This window comes from Pseudomonas sp. S2_C03 (assembly GCF_054668405.1).
Map to the genome: position 1 here is coordinate 5,626,742 of NZ_CP162766.1, position 15,161 is coordinate 5,641,902.

15 protein-coding genes are annotated in these 15,161 nt (G+C 60.9%); 8 read left to right on the plus strand and 7 right to left on the minus strand.

Features of this window, described 5'->3' with window-relative positions; genetic code table 11:
* Positions 1 to 157 precede the first annotated feature (157 nt).
* Positions 158 to 1,453 (plus strand): AlgP family protein, encoded by a 1,296-nt coding sequence (locus tag AB4N64_RS25895; RefSeq protein WP_460119774.1) that lies wholly within the window; start codon positions 158 to 160, stop codon positions 1,451 to 1,453.
* Here AB4N64_RS25895 and AB4N64_RS25900 read toward each other — a convergent pair.
* Positions 1,450 to 1,914: a TIGR02444 family protein gene (locus tag AB4N64_RS25900; RefSeq protein WP_460119776.1), complete on the minus strand. Its 465-nt coding sequence runs from the start codon at positions 1,912 to 1,914 to the stop codon at positions 1,450 to 1,452. The genes AB4N64_RS25895 and AB4N64_RS25900 overlap by 4 nt on opposite strands.
* 50 nt (positions 1,915 to 1,964) lie before the next feature.
* Between AB4N64_RS25900 and AB4N64_RS25905 the strand changes: the two genes are divergently transcribed.
* The 3 genes from AB4N64_RS25905 to rhtB all read left to right on the plus strand — a co-directional run bounded on the left by AB4N64_RS25905 (position 1,965) and on the right by rhtB (position 5,309).
* Positions 1,965 to 3,875 (plus strand): ATP-binding cassette domain-containing protein, encoded by a 1,911-nt coding sequence (locus AB4N64_RS25905; RefSeq protein ID WP_460119778.1) that lies wholly within the window; start codon positions 1,965 to 1,967, stop codon positions 3,873 to 3,875.
* Positions 3,875 to 4,456, plus strand: coding sequence for a mechanosensitive ion channel domain-containing protein (locus AB4N64_RS25910; protein WP_460119780.1), 582 nt, complete (start codon positions 3,875 to 3,877; stop codon positions 4,454 to 4,456). Before AB4N64_RS25905 ends, AB4N64_RS25910 begins: the two co-directional genes overlap by 1 nt.
* 220 nt (positions 4,457 to 4,676) lie before the next feature.
* Positions 4,677 to 5,309: a homoserine/homoserine lactone efflux protein gene (gene rhtB / locus AB4N64_RS25915; protein WP_460119782.1), complete on the plus strand. Its 633-nt coding sequence runs from the start codon at positions 4,677 to 4,679 to the stop codon at positions 5,307 to 5,309.
* A 53-nt stretch (positions 5,310 to 5,362) separates the two neighbouring features.
* On the opposite strand, the gene AB4N64_RS25920 is transcribed toward rhtB, so the two are convergent.
* Genes AB4N64_RS25920 through AB4N64_RS25935 form a run of 4 tightly spaced genes read right to left on the minus strand, consistent with a single transcriptional unit; the run spans position 5,363 to position 8,515 of the window.
* On the minus strand, positions 5,363 to 6,106 hold the full coding sequence (locus AB4N64_RS25920; RefSeq protein ID WP_460119784.1) for a penicillin-binding protein activator LpoB: 744 nt from the start codon (positions 6,104 to 6,106) through the stop codon (positions 5,363 to 5,365).
* Between the two features lie 3 nt (positions 6,107 to 6,109).
* Positions 6,110 to 6,697 carry a penicillin-binding protein activator LpoB gene (lpoB, locus tag AB4N64_RS25925; protein WP_368556016.1) on the minus strand — a complete coding sequence of 196 codons (588 nt, stop codon included), beginning with the start codon at positions 6,695 to 6,697 and terminating at the stop codon, positions 6,110 to 6,112.
* A 33-nt stretch (positions 6,698 to 6,730) separates the two neighbouring features.
* Positions 6,731 to 7,102: a YcfL family protein gene (locus AB4N64_RS25930; protein WP_460119786.1), complete on the minus strand. Its 372-nt coding sequence runs from the start codon at positions 7,100 to 7,102 to the stop codon at positions 6,731 to 6,733.
* 15 nt (positions 7,103 to 7,117) lie between these two features.
* Complete coding sequence (locus AB4N64_RS25935) at positions 7,118 to 8,515, minus strand: COG3014 family protein (RefSeq protein ID WP_460119788.1); 1,398 nt, start codon at positions 8,513 to 8,515, stop codon at positions 7,118 to 7,120.
* A 313-nt stretch (positions 8,516 to 8,828) separates the two neighbouring features.
* Here AB4N64_RS25935 and AB4N64_RS25940 point away from each other — a divergent pair, with 313 nt between their 5' ends.
* Both AB4N64_RS25940 and AB4N64_RS25945 read left to right on the plus strand, forming a co-directional pair.
* Entirely contained in the window at positions 8,829 to 10,727 is a 1,899-nt protein-coding gene (locus tag AB4N64_RS25940; protein ID WP_460119790.1) for an FTR1 family protein, read from the plus strand.
* Positions 10,728 to 10,788: 61 nt separating this feature from the next.
* Positions 10,789 to 11,244, plus strand: coding sequence for a YaiI/YqxD family protein (locus tag AB4N64_RS25945; RefSeq protein ID WP_460119791.1), 456 nt, complete (start codon positions 10,789 to 10,791; stop codon positions 11,242 to 11,244).
* 47 nt (positions 11,245 to 11,291) lie between these two features.
* Here AB4N64_RS25945 and elbB read toward each other — a convergent pair whose 3' ends face one another.
* Positions 11,292 to 11,960 carry an isoprenoid biosynthesis glyoxalase ElbB gene (gene elbB, locus AB4N64_RS25950; RefSeq protein WP_460119793.1) on the minus strand — a complete coding sequence of 223 codons (669 nt, stop codon included), beginning with the start codon at positions 11,958 to 11,960 and terminating at the stop codon, positions 11,292 to 11,294.
* A 115-nt stretch (positions 11,961 to 12,075) separates the two neighbouring features.
* On the opposite strand from elbB, the gene AB4N64_RS25955 reads away from it, so the two are divergent.
* The gene (locus AB4N64_RS25955) at positions 12,076 to 13,311 is read left to right on the plus strand and encodes a sterol desaturase family protein (RefSeq protein ID WP_460119795.1); all 1,236 of its coding nucleotides are present in this window, start codon (positions 12,076 to 12,078) and stop codon (positions 13,309 to 13,311) included.
* Here the strand turns inward: AB4N64_RS25955 and AB4N64_RS25960 are convergent.
* Positions 13,292 to 13,921 (minus strand): DedA family protein, encoded by a 630-nt coding sequence (locus AB4N64_RS25960; RefSeq protein ID WP_460119797.1) that lies wholly within the window; start codon positions 13,919 to 13,921, stop codon positions 13,292 to 13,294. The genes AB4N64_RS25955 and AB4N64_RS25960 overlap by 20 nt on opposite strands.
* 208 nt (positions 13,922 to 14,129) lie before the next feature.
* Between AB4N64_RS25960 and hemB the strand changes: the two genes are divergently transcribed.
* A complete protein-coding gene (hemB, locus tag AB4N64_RS25965) occupies positions 14,130 to 15,143 on the plus strand; it encodes a porphobilinogen synthase (RefSeq protein WP_460119799.1) in 1,014 nt (337 codons plus the stop codon).
* Positions 15,144 to 15,161: the final 18 nt, after the last annotated feature.

A 15,161-nucleotide genomic window follows, 5' to 3' on the forward strand; every position in this document is an offset into this window, starting at 1 on the left:
CAGTGTGAGTGCGCGCGACAGTGAACTTGTTTTACTCAAGCGAAGAAGATTTTCGATCGGTTGCAACGCAACGCTTTCGATACTGTCAACATGCCCTAGCGGCGGTAGCAGCAGAGGGCTAGTATGAGCCGCACCCACGTCAGCCAGGAGGTAAACCATGTCGGCCACCAAGAAGTCCGTAAATACCCCGTTGCACTTACTTCAACAACTCTCGGGCAGCCTGCTCGAGCATCTGGAAACCGCTTGTTCCGAAGCCTTGGCTGATGCGGAAAAACTGCTCGCCAAACTGGAAAAACAGCGCGGCAAGGCGCAGGAAAAACTGCACAAGTCCCGCACTAAATTGCAGGACGCTGCAGCGGCTGGTAAAGCCAAGGCACAAGCCAAAGCCAAGGACGGGGTCAAGGAACTCGAGGACTTGCTCGACGCTTTGAAAGATCGTCAGTCGGATACCCGCGGCTACATTCTGCAACTCAAGCGCGATGCTCAAGAAAGCCTGAAACTGGCCCAGGGCATTGGTCGCGTACAAGAGGCTGTCAGCAAGGCGTTGTCGCTGCGCTCAGCCAAACCTGCTGCTGCCCCCGCCAAGAAAGCCGCTGCAAAACCTGTAGCTGTAAAAGCACCGGCCAAGCCGGCCGCCAAGCCTGCGGCGAAAAAAACCGTAGCGGCCAGCGCAGCCAAAGCAGCGGCCAAACCGGCGGCTAAAACTGCTGCTGCCAAACCTGCTGCCAAGCCAGCCGCTGTCAAAACCGCTGCCGCCAAACCGGCTGCAAAACCCGCTGCTGCCAAACCTGCCGTGGCTAAATCTGCCACCGCCAAACCGGCCGCCAAGCCAGCAGCAAAACCAGCCGCAAGAACTGCTGCCGCCAAACCTGCAGCCAAAACTGTCGCGGCTAAACCCGCTGCCAAGCCAGCAGTAAAAGCGGCCGCTAAACCTGCTGCCAAACCGGTAGCGAAGACCGCTGCTGCCAAGCCAGCCGCCAAACCTGCTGCGCGCACCGCCGCTGCCAAGCCTGCTGCTGCCAAACCGGCTACCGCTGCCAAGCCTGCTGCTGCTAAACCGGCTACCGCTGCCAAGCCTGCTGCTGCTAAACCGGCTACCGCTGCCAAGCCTGCTGCTGCTAAACCGGCTACCGCCGCCAAGCCAGCTACCGCTAAACCAGCCTCCGCTGCCAAGCCAGCCGCTGCAGCAAAACCAGCCGCTGCCAAACCGGCTGCCAAGCCAGCCGCGAAACCAGCCGCCAAGCCTGCTGCCGCCAAACCAGCCGCAAAACCTGCGGTGAAAAAACCGGCCGCCGCTGCCAAGCCGACCCCGGCACCTGCTGCCAAGCCAGTCACCACGACGCCTTCGGCTTCGGTTGCCTCGGCACCGGTAGCTTCCAGCGCAACCACTACCCCGACGCCAGCACCTGTTGCCCCGTCGAGCGCCAGCACCACCCCAACCAGCGCTTCCTAAGTGCCGGTTGCCGCGACGCGTAGCTGATGCAGCGCGTCGTGGGCCAGGTGTTGGGCGTTCGCCGCGACACCGGCAAGCCAGGCCGACCCGTCAGTCGCCTGATCCTGTGGCCAGTCCTGTGCCAATCGCTCCAGTCGCAACAACAGTTGCCGTTCAGCTTCCAGCTCGAGCGCCTTGATCTGCTCGCGCAACGCATTGAGCTCGGCGTCTGCACTGGCGAGGGCTTTCCATTGCGTGCGCAAGGCGCGCAGCGGCTCGACGACCTCCCTATCCCAGGGTTCGACCACCTCACGAAGCTGTTGCAGTCGTTGTTCGCTACAGGCGACGCCACGTTGCCCCAGCCACAAGCCGCACAGCAGGAGGCACACATTGACCCCGTGCGACTGCAAGGTCAGGCAGGCAGTCTCTACGCCGGGCCGGGCATAGGTGCCAAGGGAAAAGCTCCACAGGTCAGAGGACATAGTGCTACTCGCGCCAGTTGCGAGCGAAGCTGGTAGACTCCGCCGCCATTATGATTCGACTTCAGAACCTGACTTTACAGCGTGGCCCGCAACGTCTGCTAGAAGACGCCGAGCTGACCCTGCACGCCGGCCAGAAAGCCGGCCTGATCGGTGCCAACGGCGCCGGCAAATCGAGCCTGTTCGCCTTGCTTCGAGGCGAACTGCATCCGGACTCGGGTGACTGCTTCCTGCCGGCCGACTGGCGTATCGCCCACATGCGTCAGGAGGTCGACACGCTCGAACGCCTGGCGGTCGACTACGTGCTCGATGGCGACCTGCGCCTGCGCCAGGTGCAACGCGACCTCGCGGCCGCCGAAGCGGCCCACGATGGGGCCGCCCAGGCACGCCTGCACTCGGAACTCGACAGCGCCGACGGCTATACCGCCGATGCCCGTGCCCGCAAGTTGCTGGCGGGGCTTGGGTTCACCAATGAGCAGATGGACCGTCAAGTCGGCGACTTCTCCGGTGGCTGGCGGATGCGCCTGAACCTGGCGCAAGCACTGATGTGCCCTTCGGACTTGTTGTTGCTCGACGAACCGACCAACCACCTGGACCTCGACGCCATCATCTGGCTCGAAGAGTGGCTCAAGAGCTACCCCGGCACCTTGTTGCTGATTTCCCACGACCGGGACTTCCTCGACGCGGTGGTCGACCACGTGGCTCACGTCGATCAGCGCAAGATTACCCTCTATCGCGGCGGCTACAGCGCATTCGAGCGTGCCCGTGCCGAGCGCCTGGCTCAGCAGCAGCAAGCCTACGAGAAGCAGCAGGCGCAGCGTGCGCACATGGAAAGCTATATCGCCCGGTTCAAGGCCCAGGCCACGAAGGCCCGCCAGGCCCAGAGTCGGATCAAGGCCCTGGAGCGGATGGAAGAGTTGTCCGCCGCCCACGTCGATTCGCCGTTCGATTTCGTGTTCCGTGAATCGACGAAGATTTCCAGCCCGTTGATCGACCTGTCCGATGCCCGTCTGGGCTACGGCGACAAAGCCGTGCTGGAGAAGGTCAAGTTGCAGCTGACCCCCGGCGCGCGCATCGGTTTGCTCGGTCCCAACGGTGCCGGTAAATCGACCCTGATCAAAAACCTTGCCGGTGAGCTGTCGCCGTTGACCGGTCGACTGACCCGCGGCGAGAACACCGTGGTTGGCTACTTCGCCCAGCATCAGCTCGACTCCCTGGATTCCAAGGCCAGCCCATTGCTGCACTTGCAGCGCCTGGCACCCACCGAACGCGAGCAGACCCTGCGCGACTTCCTCGGCGGTTTCGATTTCCGTGGTGCGCGCATCGACGAACCGGTGCTGAATTTCTCCGGCGGTGAAAAGGCTCGCCTGGCCCTGGCGTTGATCGCCTGGGAACGGCCGAATCTGTTGCTGCTCGACGAACCAACCAACCACCTGGACCTGGAGATGCGCCTGGCACTGACCATGGCCCTGCAGGAGTTCAGTGGTGCGGTACTGGTGGTCTCCCACGATCGTCATCTGCTCAAGAGCACCACGGATAATTTCTATCTGGTGGCGGACGGCAAGGTCGAGGAATTCGACGGCGACCTGGAAGACTACGCCCGCTGGCTGGTCGACTTCCGCCAACGCAATGCGCCGGTCAGCAACACACCGTCCAACCCGGACAAGACTGACAAGAAGGCCCAACGTCAGGCCGCTGCTGCATTGCGTCAGCAACTGGCCCCGCACAAGCGCGAAGCTGACAAGCTCGAAGCCGAGCTGGGCAAGCTCCACGAGAAACTGGCGAAGATCGATGCCAGTCTTGGCGACAGTGACATTTACGAACCGGCGCGCAAGAACGAGCTGCGTGACCTGCTGGCGGATCAAGCCAAGCTGAAGGTGCGTGAAGCGGAGCTGGAAGAAGCCTGGATGCAAGCGCTGGAACTGCTTGAAAGCATGCAGGCGGAGCTGGAGGCGCTGTCCTGATGGAGGCGTTCAAGTTGCCACTGCCGGCGACCTGGATCGAGCCGATCTGGTTGGTCGTGCAAATCCTGCTGATCCTGTTGGCCGGTTACGTCGCTCAGCGCTTCGTCGCCAAATGCCTGACTCGCCTGGGCGAGCGTTATCCGCTTCCACCACAACTGCTCATGCCGCTGCGCGGTGGTCTGCGCTGGCTGATCATGGGCAGTGCGCTGATCTTCGTGCTGGAGCGCCTGGGAGTATCGGCCACGGTACTCTGGACCGCGTTGTCAGGGTTTGTCGCGGTGGCGGCGGTGGCGTTTTTCGCCATGTGGAGCGTGCTCTCCAACCTGCTCTGCGCGATCCTGATCTTCACCGTGGGGCCGTTCCGCATCGGTGACATCGTCGAACTGGTAGACACCACCGACAAGCCTGGCGTCAAAGGTCGGGTCGTGGCGATCAACCTGCTGTACACCACGTTGATCGAGGCTGAAGAGTTGGGGACGGGCAGTGCCATGGTGCAGGTGCCCAATAGCCTGTTCTTCCAGCGTTCGGTTCGGCGGTGGCGCGGGAGTGATGTGTTTCCTGTTTCCGGGTTTGAGAAATAGGCTTTCCACTGCCTGATTTGCTACCTGTAGGAGCGAGTTTACTCGCGATGGTGGCTCAGGCACCGCTGGGTGTCAGGCAGCCAGCGTCATCGTTGGCGACCATCGCGAGCATGCTCGCTCCTACAGGGGGGAGGCGACACATTCTGCAAAAAATCGGTAGTCATGGGCCCAAAGCCGCATTAGCTTAGACGTCTGTCACGAGTCTGAGTCGAGGTGTGCGATGGAGCTACAAACATGGCTGGCGTTTTTTGCCGCCTGCTGGGTGATCAGCTTGTCCCCCGGCGCTGGCGCCATTGCGTCGATGTCCAGCGGTCTGCAATACGGGTTCTGGCGCGGTTACTGGAACGCCCTGGGCCTGCAGCTGGGCCTTGCGGTGCAGATCGCCATCGTCGGCGCCGGTGTTGGCGCGATTTTGACGGCATCGGCCACGGCGTTCTACGCGATCAAATGGTTCGGTGTGGCGTATCTGGTTTACCTGGCGATCAAGCAATGGCGCGCGCTGCCCAGCGACATGAGTGATGACGCTGCGGTGCGCCAGATTGGCAAGCCGATGGCCCTGGTGTTTCGCGGCTTTCTGGTGAACATCAGCAACCCCAAGGCCCTGGTGTTCATGTTGGCGGTACTGCCGCAGTTCATCGACCCACACGCACCGCTGTTGCTTCAGTACCTGATCATCGGAGTGACCATGATCTGCGTGGACCTGGTCGTCATGGCGGGGTACACCGGGTTGGCGTCAAAAGTACTGCGGCTGTTGCGCACGCCCAAGCAGCAAAAGCGCATGAACCGCACCTTCGCCGGCCTGTTCATCGGCGCCGCTGCGTTCATGGCGACGCTACGCAAAGCAGCGGTGTGAACCGCCCGGGCACAAAAAAGGCGACCTCAGGGTCGCCTTTTTCGTTTGCACATTTAGCGCAGTATCGTCGGTGCTGTATCGGCTGGCAGGTTATTGCGCAGCTGGGGTTTACCCGGTTGCACATGACCGCCCCCACCGAGTTGTTCGCTCATCTGCGCGGCCACGTCTTCGCCCAGCGCCTTGGACACGTCACGCACCACCCGAGGACGGTTCAGCGAGACCCGCACGTCGCGATGGTTCACCAGTTTGGTGTCCTGGCCTTCGCCCATCGCCGTAAAGGCCGAGGTGATTTCGAAGGTGCGCGTGTTGATCAGGCTGAAATCAGCTACCAGGGTCAACGCCAGGATTGCCGAGTAGCTGTCGGTATTGGCAAGCTCGGTGACATCCCGGGTGAAGTCGATGTCCGACACAGTGCCAAACAGGACATAGTCGGCGCCCTTGAAGTTGCCGGCCTTGATCCACTTGATCACGTCATACACATCGCCCTTGGACGAGGCGGTGTAGGGCGTGCCTTGCACCAGTTGGAACATTCCGGAACGCAGGATCTCGCCCTTGATGTCGCCGGTGAATTTACGCAACTCGCCCTGTTCGATGTAGCTGCTGGTGGCCTCGATTTCGTTATAACTCGAGGCACCACTGGCGCTGTAACGGTTGGCCTGGAAGTTGTTCTGGGCCGAAACGATGTGGATGTATTGCTCCACACGCTCCTGGTAAGCCAGGTCCGTCACTGCGACTTTCGGGGCCGCTTGCACGCTGAACGCGCAAGCCAGGGCCATCATGCCAATCCATGCGCGCATTGATTAACGCTCCGTGGTTTTGCGGATCTCTTTTTCGTCCATCCATTCAGCCAGGCCACTTTCAACGTCGATCAATTGCAGGCTGAATTTGTAGAAGACGTCCTTGTAGTCGCTGCTGCGCTTGACGATCGAGCTGATCGAACCTTCAAGACGGTATTTGGCAGCGATCATGTTGCCGGTCTTGGCGACGGTATTCTTCTTGTACAGACCGCTCTGGTTTTGCAGCTTCAGCTGGTCGACCTGGCTCTGCATCTGGGTATTGTCGCTGGCGAAGCGGGCGGTACCGGACTTCATCAGTTGGGTCTTGATGCTGGTGGTGATTTCGCGGGTATCGATGTACTCGCTGGTCTTGTTCTTCACGTCGTAGACCTGAACCACCGGGCGACCCTGCAAAATCCCGGATTGGGCCAGGGAGCGGGTCATGGATTCGGCGATCATCTGCAGGTCGGTGGAGCCGAACTCGTTGGTCACGGTTTCCACGGCCTTGGTGTCGCCGTAGCTGATGTTCTTGCTGCCCAGGGTTGGCGAGGTGTTGGCGCAACCGCTGGCGAGCAGGGCGATGACGGCGATGAAGGAAAAGCGTGCAAACATGGGAATGCTCTCTGTCACTGTACGAATAAGGAGTTAAGGCGTTTTGATTTCCAGTCGGAAATCCACGGCTTTCGGTGTCGGCGCGATGGCCTGGATGAAGCTGGTCTGCTCGCCGTACATCAGCTGGCTTTTCCAGGTTTCTTCTTCGCCGATCGGGAAGCCTTCAGGGCCGAGCCAGGCAAAGCGGTAGTAGAAGGTCTTGTTGTTGTAGCTGGTGTTGCTCAGCTGGGCATTGACCGTCATGAAGCCGTTTTCCCGGGCAACGCGCATGGCGCCCACCACGATGTTCTTCAGCTTGCCCATGGCCACGACCTTGCTGGCAGCGCTGCCAGGCTCCGGTGGTGGCGGTGTGGCGCAACCGGCCAGCAAGGCCAGGGCGGCGACAGCGATGAGTTGCAAACGCATGCAAAGACTCCGTTCTTAAGGTTGTTTGAGGCTGGCCACGGCCGTCGGGCTGGCACTCGGGGTGACGTGGGCGGCTACGCCGCTGGCGAATACCTGGTTGCCAACGGCTCGCAGGCTGATGACTTGGTAGCGCTGGTCCACGGTGATCTTGACCACCGAACCGCCGATGGCACTGGGCAACGTGACGTGGTGCTCGCCTTTCTTGAGGCGCAGGCGCACGACCTGGGTGTTGTCCGGCAAGGTGCGCCACGTACGGGTATCGGCACCTTCGAGCACGGCTGAAGTGATGCCCACCGCCAGGCCCGCGAGCGGGTTGGTTTCGTTGATCTTCTTCTGCGCCACGCCACGGGTCACGGCGCGCACGGTCGTGCGCACGATGATGCCGGGCATGTCGTCACGCAGCGCGCGGCGGGACATGGCGGTGGTGCTGTTGAGCAGGGTCATGTCCAATTGTTTGCCGTCGACGCCGATTTGCGTGAACGGGGCGGTGGAGGTGTCAGGCTTGATGATCGGGAACGACAGCGGAGTGATCACCACGTTGCCGCTGATTGGCAGGGGCAGGGGCACGCGAATCGAGTCGCGGGCGGGTGCCAGGCCGCTTTGCACGACGATCAAGATGTCGCTGTCTTCGTCCTTGGCGCTTTTCTTGTCGAGGTCTTTGAGGGCCTGTTCCAGCAGTGGGGTGTTCGGGCGCAGCTCGGCCGCCTTGCGATAACCCGGCGCTGCCAGGTCTTTTTCTCCCAGGGCTTCATAGACGAAACCGGCCAGGTAGTGGCTGAACGCACTCTGGTAGCTGTTTTTCAGGCCAACCACTTCCGGCGCATCGAGGCTGGCGACCGGGTAACCCTGCAGGTCCTTGTATTCGGTCTTGATGCCTTCCTTCTCGGCCTCCTCTTCGCTCTTGAGGTACTCCTTGTCACGCAGGTCGGCGATGACCGCTTCACGTTCGTGGGTTCGCTTGATCGCGGTACGTGCGCCATCGAAGTCGTTGACGGCCAGCAGGTTCAGGGCCATTTGCGTGGTCAGCATGACCTTTTCGTAGTCATAGCCTTCGTAGCGGCGGACCTTGTCGTTGACCAGAAAACTGCCGAACTGGGCGAGGTACTTGCCTGTGTCGAGCTTGACCATATCTTCCCACTGGCCGACCACGGAGTCGGCGCTGCCCCAGGCGTTCTGGCTACCGGACAGGTCGCCCTTGGCGCGCAGCAGCTCACCTTTTTCGAAGTAGTAGAGCAGGTCCTTGTCTGCGCCGGTGTTGTTCTTTTCCAGCAGGGTCAGTGCGGCATCGACGTTGCCGGAAGCCAGTTGCTGGTTGGTTTGTGCGAGTTCGGAGTCGTAGTTGCGAAAGACCGAGCAGCCGGAAAGCAAGGTGACAGCGCTGAGCGCGATCAAGGTCAAGGCGCGGGAGGCCATAGTTACATCTTCCCTGAATGTAGGCAGCCGTGCTTGCCGGTCTGGCTGTTAAGACCTATCGGCGTAGACTGGCGTCCTGCCAATTCCCCGATATCCGAGGCGCTTGAATGCCCAGTCCAACAATTTTGGGCGCGGCATTATAAACAGGGATGATGGCTTGTTAGTGGCTTTTTAATCTCTATTTTCTTACAAGTGCCATCATCCGTCGAAACGAAAGTCGAAATCCCTACCCGGCGGTTTCATAACAAAGCTTGAGTGAAAGTCTTTCGAAGTGAACAATGTGTTACTTCGTATTTCCAATTGAGATTCATTGATGATTGCCCCATCCCGTTTCCTGGCTTGGCTGGTGCTGCCCGTGGTTGCCTTGTGCAGTGCAAATCTGCTGGCCGACACTGTGGAAGGCGCGCCGCAAGCGCTGCATCTGCTGGACTACATTGGTGCCGATTACCCGCAGTCGGTCGAGGCCGGCAACGTTATCAATGAATCCGAATACCGCGAACAACTCGAATTTGCCAAGGTGTTGCAGGGCCTGGTTGCGGCGATGCCGGACAAGCCGGAGAAAGGCGGGCTTGAGCAGGACGTCAGCGCATTGCAGAGCGCGATTGCCGCCCGTCAGGACGGCGCGGAGGTCGCCCGCCAGTCGCGCCAGCTGGGTGCGAAGCTGGCCGTGGCCTACGAGGTCAGCCAGGCCCCGATCATTACGCCGGACCCGACCCGAGGCGCACCGTTGTATGCCCAGCATTGTTCGGTCTGTCACGGTGATGCAGGAGCCGGCGATGGTCCGGCGGGTGTTGGCCTGACACCACCGCCGGCCAATCTGCGCGATGCCGAGCGACTGGATCGCCTGAGTCTCTACGCGATCTACAACACCTTGGGAATGGGTGTTGAAGGCACCGACATGCCAGCGTTCGCTGATCAACTGGACGACCGTCAGCGTTGGGATCTGGCGACCTACATCGCCGGTTTCAGTGCCGATCCGACTGCGCCAGCCAGCGAAAAGACCTACGACATCGCCGAACTGGCTCGTCAGACCCCGGCTGAAGTCCTGGCCGCCGAGGGGCCGCAAGCGGCGGCCAGCTTCCGTACCCAGCGTGCACAGCCGTCGCAGGTCAAGCGGGGGCCGGGGCAACTGCTCGACTACACCGCGACTACCCTCGACAAGAGCCTCGCGGCCTATCGCACCGGCGATCACGATCAGGCCTACGACCTGTCGGTGGCCGCGTACCTGGAAGGTTTCGAGCTGGTCGAAAGCTCCCTGGATAACGTCGACGCCAACGTGCGCAAGGACACCGAAAAATCCCTCATGGCGTACCGGCAGTCGTTGCAGGACGGTTTGCCGATGGCTGAGGTTCAGCAACGGCTGGACGCCGCCAAGGCCAAGTTGAAGGACTCCGCCGGCCTGCTCGGTGGCGATGGCCTGAGCTGGTCACTGAGCTACATCTCCGGCCTGTTGATTCTGCTGCGTGAAGGTCTTGAAGCGATCCTGGTGCTGGCGGCGATCCTCGCGTTCCTGCGCAACACCGGCCAGCAATCGGCGGTACGCAGCGTCAACGCGGGTTGGGGCCTGGCATTGCTGGCGGGTCTGGGGACCTGGGCATTGGCGGCGTACGTGATTGATGTCAGTGGCTCGCAACGTGAACTGCTGGAAGGCGCCACCGCGTTGTTTGCCGCAGTCATGGTGCTCTGGCTCGGTGTGTGGATGCACGACCGTCGCCACGCGGCAGCCTGGCAGGACTACATCAAGAGCAGCCTGGTGGGCGGCGGCGGACGATTCGGTTTTGCGACACTGGCGTTCTTCTCCGTGTATCGCGAACTGTTCGAAGTGATTCTGTTCTACGAGACCCTGTGGCTGCAGGCCGGGCCTGCCGGGCACAACGCGGTGCTCGCCGGTGGCGCAACGGCGCTGGTGTTGCTGGTGGGCCTGGCGTGGGTGATCCTGCGCGGTTCGGCGCGCCTGCCTCTGGCGTTGTTCTTCAGCATCAACGCTGCGCTGTTGTGCGCATTGTCGGTGGTGTTTGCCGGGCATGGCGTCAAGGCGTTGCAGGAGGCCGGGATCTTCGGCACCCGACCGGTGCCGTTCTTTGAGTTCGACTGGTTGGGCATCCATGCCGATGCCTATTCGCTCAGTGCTCAGGCGGTGGCAATCATTGCGATTGTTCTGCTGTATGGGCGCAGTTGGCTGGTTGAGAAACGGCGGGTTCAGGTTTCTTAACGGCATTCGCTGCGCTCATGATCGCGAGCATGCTCGCGATTTTTTCGAAGAGGTAAACGAAATGCGCGTATGGATCGATGCCGACGCCTGCCCACGGCAGGCCCGGGATCTGGTGGTGAAGTTCGCCCTCAAGCGTCAGTTCGAAGTGGTGATGGTGGCAGGGCAGCCACAGACCAAGCCGGCATTGGCGCTGGTCAAGTTGATCGTGGTGCCGAGCGGCCCGGACGCGGCGGACGATTATCTGGTGGAACACGCTGTCCCCGGCGAATTGGTGATCTGCAGTGATGTGCCCTTGGCGGATCGGCTGGTGAAGAAGGGCGTGTCGGTGCTGGACCCACGAGGCAAGGAGTTCGACGCGCAGAACATGGGCGACCGGTTGGCGGTGCGCAACCTGTTCACCGACCTGAGGGAGCAAGGACAGGTGGGCGGCGGGCCAGCGCCCTATGGCGAGCGCGAGAAGCAGGCGTTCGCCAATGCGTTGGACCGGATCCTCACACGGCTGGCCCGCAAAGCCTGATCGTTCCCACGCGTAGGAACGATCAGCTCAGCGGTGGTGAGGGTGGATTACGCATCATTCTCGTGAGTCAGCTCCAACACCCGGTCAACCAGCTTGTTGATGCCCGATGCCGCCTCGCTGATGGTCTGGGCCAGCATGTACGCCGGTGTGGTCACCAGTTTGCGCGCCTTGTCTTCGATGATGTCGGTCACCGCGCATTCGGTATGCGTCGCGCCCATTTTGTTCATGGTGGCTGCAGTTTCGGTGTCGTTGCCGATGGTGCAGTTGACGCCTGGCCCATAGATTTTTGCCGCCAGTGCCGGGGAGATGCAGATCAGTCCCACCGGCTTGCCCGCCTCGGCAAAGGCTTCGGCCAAGGCCAGGACTTCGGGCTGAACGGTGCACCCTGCGCCTTCGATGGCGAAGTTGGACAGGTTCTTGGCCACCCCAAAACCGCCCGGCACGATCAGCGCATCATAGTCTTCTACATCGGCTTCGCGCAGGTCCTTGACGTTGCCCCGGGCAATCCGCGCCGATTCCACCAGTACGTTGCGCGACTCGGGCATCTCTTCACCCGTCAGGTGGTTGAGTACGTGCAATTGGGCGATGTTGGGAGCGAAACACTGAACTTGAGCACCGCGCTGGTCCAGGCGCAGCAACGTGATCACGCTTTCTTGAATCTCGGCGCCGTCGTACACGCCACAACCGGAAAGGATCACTGCAACTTTTTTGCTCATGGGCTTTTCTCCTGATTCATGGCGTTAAATGTCCACTAATTTGTCACTCGTTGCCATAGGGTTAATACGCGGCTACACCTAGGATCTATCCTAAAAATTCCAATCAGGGCGCGTCATGGACTTCATTCTGTATGCGGTGCCGTTCTTCTTCGTGCTGATTGCCCTCGAACTGTTGGCCGACCGTTGGCGCGGCGTCAGCAATTACCGGGTAGCGGACGCGATCAACAGCATCAGCACCGGCGTGCTGTCCACCACCACTGGCCTGCTGACCAAGGGCGTGGGGCTTTTGACTTATGCGTTCGCGCTCAAGCATCTGGGCTTGTTCGAACTGCCCGCAGACAGCGTCTGGGTCTGGGTGTTTGCCTTCGTGTTTTACGATTTTTGTTACTACTGGCTGCATCGCTGTGGTCATGAACGCAACATCCTCTGGGCAGCGCACTCGGTGCATCACCAGAGCGAGGACTACAACCTCTCCACGGCGCTGCGCCAGACCAGCACCGGATTTTTGCTGAGCTGGATCTTCTATCTGCCCATGGCGGTGCTGGGCGTGCCGCTGCTGGTGTTCGTCAGCGTCGCGGCGCTGAACCTGCTGTACCAGTTCTGGGTGCATACGCGGCATATTCCCAAGCTCGGCTGGTTCGAGTGGTTCTTCGTCACGCCTTCCAATCATCGGGCCCACCATGCACAGAACGCTCTCTACATGGATCGCAACTACGGCGGGGTGTTCATTATTTGGGACCGGCTGTTTGGCTCGTTCCAGGAAGAAGACGATGACGAACCGGTGATTTTCGGCGTGACCACGCCGCTTGCGAGCTGGAATCCGCTGTGGGCGAATGTGCAGTTTTACGTGCAGCTCTGGGAGGATGCGCGTCGGACGCAAAAAACGTGGGACAAGCTGCGCATCTGGTTCATGCGCACCGGATGGCGGCCGGCGGACGTGGCGGCGAAGTACCCGATGAACAAGCCGGACTTGAGCCAGTTTCGCAAGTTCGAGGTGCCGCTGGACGGGCGTCAGCAGGTCTACATCCTATTGCAGTTCTGCGCCTACATTGCCTTGGGCAGTTACCTGATGAATTTCGAGCCGCAGCTGTCGACCGCCGCATTGGTGCTCGGCTGGGCAGCGGTGGCGCTGGGGTTGTGCGCGTTGGGCGTGGCCCTGGAGAATCGCCCGTGGGCGTTGAAGCTGGAACTGGTGCGGCTGGCATCGAACGTGCCGTTGATGTGGCTGGCGCCGGTGGTGGGGCTGTGGCCGGCGGGCGCGCTGGGTTGGGTCGGCCTGCTCAGTTACAGCCTGGTCAGCGTGATCGGTCTCTACTGCTGCAGAAACCGCTTCATTCGCCTGGCGTCTTGACCTCGGCCTTGGCCTGCTCGGCTTTCAAGGCCTGTTCTTCGGCGTAGACCTGTTTGGCCAGGCGCGCATTCTTGAAGCGTCGGCGCATCCACAAGCCCAGGCCCAACACCAACAGCGCGCCGAGCACCCACAATTCGTATTTCTTGATGCTACCCAGCATGCCTTCGAGCACCGCGCCGAAGTGGTAGGCGGCTGCGGCCAACGCCGTTGCCCAGATCGCCGCGCCAATCCCGTTCAGCAACAGATAGCGGCCCGGCGGGTAGCCGGACAGGCCGATGGCCACGGGCATGACCGTGCGCAAGCCGTAGACGAAGCGAAAGCTCAACACCCAGATGTCCGGGTGCTTGCGGATGTGCTCCAGCGCCCGGTCGCCCATCATCTGCCAGCGGGGCTTGCGCGCCAGCAGCTTGCGACCGTGCTTGCGACCCATGAAATACCAAAGCTGATCGCCGGCATAACTGCCGCAGAAGGCCACAACCACCACCAGGTTGATGTCCATGTATCCACGGAACGCGAGAAAGCCCGCGAGCACCAGGATGGTTTCGCCTTCGAAGAATGTGCCGATAAACAGGGCAAAGTAGCCGAAGTCATGCAGAAATTGTTGGAGCATTGTCTGGGTGCTGGCGAAATGAACGCGCAGCCTACCCCTTCGGACACATTCATGAAAGTGTCCAAATGTGTCTCGACGTGAACAATTCCTACAAGGACAATGGAATGCGACTACGTGACACAGGGGTGCACATAACTGTCATACGGTGGTCATAATGGCCGCTTATAACTGTCACGCTCGCCCGTCAGCGCGGGCTCAGGAGTCTGCCGTGAGCTTTACCCCCGCCAACCGCTTGTTCCCAGCCACCCGTTTGCGTCGTAACCGTCGTGACGACTTTTCGCGTCGACTGGTCCGTGAAAATGTCCTGACCACCAATGACCTGATCCTGCCGGTGTTTGTGCTGGATGGCGAAAATCGTCGTGAAGCGGTGGCCTCGATGCCGGGCGTCGAACGCCTGACCATCGACCTGTTGCTCGAAGAAGCGGCCAAGTGGGTGGATCTTGGCATTCCTGCGGTGGCACTGTTCCCGGTCACGCCGACCGAACTCAAGTCCCTCGACGCGGCCGAAGCCTGGAACCCTGAAGGCATTGCCCAGCGTGCTACCCGCGCCCTGCGAGCGCAGTTCCCGGAACTTGGGGTGATCACCGACGTGGCACTGGACCCGTTCACCACCCACGGTCAGGACGGCATTCTCGACGAAGAAGGCTATGTGCAGAACGACATCACCGTTGACGCACTGGTCAAGCAGGCCTTGTCCCACGCCGAAGCCGGGGCACAGGTGGTAGCACCGTCGGACATGATGGACGGGCGCATCCAGGCGATTCGCGAAGCCCTCGAAGTGGCGGGGCACGTCAATGTACGGATCATGGCCTACTCGGCGAAGTACGCCAGTGCCTACTACGGCCCGTTCCGCGATGCGGTGGGTTCGGCGCTGAACCTGGGCAAGGCCAACAAGGCCTCCTATCAGATGGACCCGGCCAACGGCAACGAAGCCCTGCACGAAGTGGCGGCGGACCTGGCCGAAGGTGCGGACATGGTCATGGTCAAGCCAGGCATGCCGTACCTGGACATCCTGTACCGGGTCAAGGAAGAATTCAAAGTGCCGACCTTCGTTTATCAGGTCAGCGGTGAATATGCCATGCACATGGCGGCGATCCAGAATGGCTGGTTGAGCGAAGGGGTAATCCTTGAGTCTCTGACCGCTTTTAAACGTGCAGGTGCTGATGGCATCCTGACGTACTTTGCCGTTCGTGCCGCTCAATTGCTACGAGAGCAACCATAGCCCTCCCAGGAACATTCC

What these genes read in the sequence shown, in the direction of transcription:
- elbB (WP_460119793.1), bottom strand. Translation starts at nt 11,960, where the DNA reads ATGAGCAAAAAAGTTGCAGTGATCCTTTCCGGTTGTGGCGTGTACGAC.
- AB4N64_RS25900 (WP_460119776.1), bottom strand. Translation starts at nt 1,914, where the DNA reads ATGTCCTCTGACCTGTGGAGCTTTTCCCTTGGCACCTATGCCCGGCCC.
- AB4N64_RS25910 (WP_460119780.1), top strand. Translation starts at nt 3,875, where the DNA reads ATGGAGGCGTTCAAGTTGCCACTGCCGGCGACCTGGATCGAGCCGATC.
- AB4N64_RS25905 (WP_460119778.1), top strand. Translation starts at nt 1,965, where the DNA reads ATGATTCGACTTCAGAACCTGACTTTACAGCGTGGCCCGCAACGTCTG.
- AB4N64_RS25930 (WP_460119786.1), bottom strand. Translation starts at nt 7,102, where the DNA reads ATGCGTTTGCAACTCATCGCTGTCGCCGCCCTGGCCTTGCTGGCCGGT.
- AB4N64_RS25920 (WP_460119784.1), bottom strand. Translation starts at nt 6,106, where the DNA reads ATGCGCGCATGGATTGGCATGATGGCCCTGGCTTGCGCGTTCAGCGTG.
- AB4N64_RS25895 (WP_460119774.1), top strand. Translation starts at nt 158, where the DNA reads ATGTCGGCCACCAAGAAGTCCGTAAATACCCCGTTGCACTTACTTCAA.
- rhtB (WP_460119782.1), top strand. Translation starts at nt 4,677, where the DNA reads ATGGAGCTACAAACATGGCTGGCGTTTTTTGCCGCCTGCTGGGTGATC.
- AB4N64_RS25955 (WP_460119795.1), top strand. Translation starts at nt 12,076, where the DNA reads ATGGACTTCATTCTGTATGCGGTGCCGTTCTTCTTCGTGCTGATTGCC.
- AB4N64_RS25960 (WP_460119797.1), bottom strand. Translation starts at nt 13,921, where the DNA reads ATGCTCCAACAATTTCTGCATGACTTCGGCTACTTTGCCCTGTTTATC.
- lpoB (WP_368556016.1), bottom strand. Translation starts at nt 6,697, where the DNA reads ATGTTTGCACGCTTTTCCTTCATCGCCGTCATCGCCCTGCTCGCCAGC.
- AB4N64_RS25935 (WP_460119788.1), bottom strand. Translation starts at nt 8,515, where the DNA reads ATGGCCTCCCGCGCCTTGACCTTGATCGCGCTCAGCGCTGTCACCTTG.
- AB4N64_RS25940 (WP_460119790.1), top strand. Translation starts at nt 8,829, where the DNA reads ATGATTGCCCCATCCCGTTTCCTGGCTTGGCTGGTGCTGCCCGTGGTT.
- AB4N64_RS25945 (WP_460119791.1), top strand. Translation starts at nt 10,789, where the DNA reads ATGCGCGTATGGATCGATGCCGACGCCTGCCCACGGCAGGCCCGGGAT.